Source organism: Chryseobacterium sp. HMWF035 (genome assembly GCF_003094695.1).
GTDB lineage: Bacteria > Bacteroidota > Bacteroidia > Flavobacteriales > Weeksellaceae > Chryseobacterium > Chryseobacterium gambrini.
In genome coordinates this window covers 1-1,745 of record NZ_QEHP01000137.1, presented here as the reverse complement: position 1 = coordinate 1,745, position 1,745 = coordinate 1, and the positions used below count along the sequence as shown (strand labels likewise).

The following is a 1,745-nucleotide window of genomic DNA, read 5'->3' as shown; positions in this document are numbered from 1 at the left end:
TAACATAATATTATTTTAAACACTAAAAATCCGCCTTTAAAGTCAAAATAAAATATTAAAAAACAGTTAATTATTAAATATTCTTTAAATTATATTTATATTCATTATTAAATAAACAATAACCCATATATTTGCGCACAAAATTTTATTAAAATACCATGACAAAAAAATTATTCGCTATTGCATTGATTTCGAATTACTGCCTGTTTTTTTCTCAAGTTGGAATTAACACTCCCAATCCGCATCCGTCTTCGGCTCTTGAAATATCTTCCGACTCCAAAGGACTACTTCTTCCAAGACTTACAACCGTATCCATTAATAATCTTTCTTCGTCTGCCAATGAGGGACTAATTGTTTTTGATAAGGAATTAAAGTCTTTTGTAGGCTGGGATGGAACAAAATGGATCAACCTCGGATATGAGGAGATTAATACGGTACCCACAGCAACGAATCTTGTAATCGGGGGCAACCTTTCTGTCGGAGCTTCTCTTACAGGAAACTATACATTTTCAGATGCTCAAAGCAACCCTGACAATGCGAGTACATTTATCTGGAAAAGAGCTGATGATAATTCGGGAACAAATGTTATGATCATTCCTGCGGCAAGTGCACAAAACTATACTTTGGTTGCGGCTGATCTTGGGAAATTCATCCAATTTTGTGTAACACCGGGCTCTACCATTGGAGCTTCACCGGGCTTACAAAAGTGTTCTGCATGGGCAGGTTCTGTAATTGCCAATCAAGCTCCTACAGTTAGTAATGTATCGATTTCCGGAACAACCAATACCGGGCAAACTCTCACAGGAAACTATACATATACTGATATTGAAGGTAATACCGAAGGGACATCAATTTTCAGATGGACAAGATCTGATGATGCATCCGGAACAAATGAAACGACGATATCTGGTGCTACTGCAAAAACATACGTCTTGGGAAATGCAGATGCTACAAAATACATTAAGTTCTATGTAACTCCGGTTGCTACGGCAGGAACAACAACAGGAAACGAAACAGGTTCAGGTTATGTGGGCTCTGTGGTTCTGACTCCGGTTGCTTTAGGAAGTTGGGATACCTCGAGTATTGCGGGAGGAACAGGTAATTTCGGTCCTTCACCTTGGAACGGAACTTTAGCTACAGGAATTCAGAGCGCTAAAATTATAAGAGATAGCGGAGCTACCCAATCCGGATCCGGATCTGCCGGAGCTTGGGGTTCAGACGGTCTCAATTCAACATCTCAGGCATTAGCGGAGGCAGCAAATGATACATGGACATTTGAATTTGTACCACAAACGGGGAAAAGCTTATCGATTACTTCTATAGAAGCATACAGTTTCAGAAAGTCGGCAAGCGGTCCTAAGAACGGTCAATACCAGTATAAAATCGGTACTTCAGGAACGTGGACAGATATTTCAGGAGCGGTAATCTCAGGAATCAGTGGTGCAACACAAACAACTGCCAATCAATCTGCTATAGATTTATCCGGAATAACAGCTTTACAAAATATTACTGTTGACACTCCGGTTTCCATAAGACTTGTTTTATGGGGAGCTACCGCAACTACCGGAACAGCTTATATGGGATATACTAACCAAACCATTAGCATTAAAGGTTTTGCCCAGTAAAATTATAATGCAAAAAAAATAAAACAACAGGCTGTCATAGACAGCCTGTTGTTTTTAAGCTTATTTAAACTTTTTATCTAACTACAAAAGGGAGTGTGTTAATATGCAAATTATTTTTTT

At 38.7% G+C, this 1,745-nt stretch carries 1 protein-coding gene; it reads left to right on the top strand.

All coding sequences use genetic code 11. The features are described from left to right. Window positions 1-158 precede the first annotated feature (158 nt). Complete coding sequence (locus DD829_RS20520; RefSeq protein ID WP_108411053.1) at window positions 159-1,625, top strand: hypothetical protein; 1,467 nt, start codon at window positions 159-161, stop codon at window positions 1,623-1,625. Window positions 1,626-1,745 lie beyond the last annotated feature (120 nt).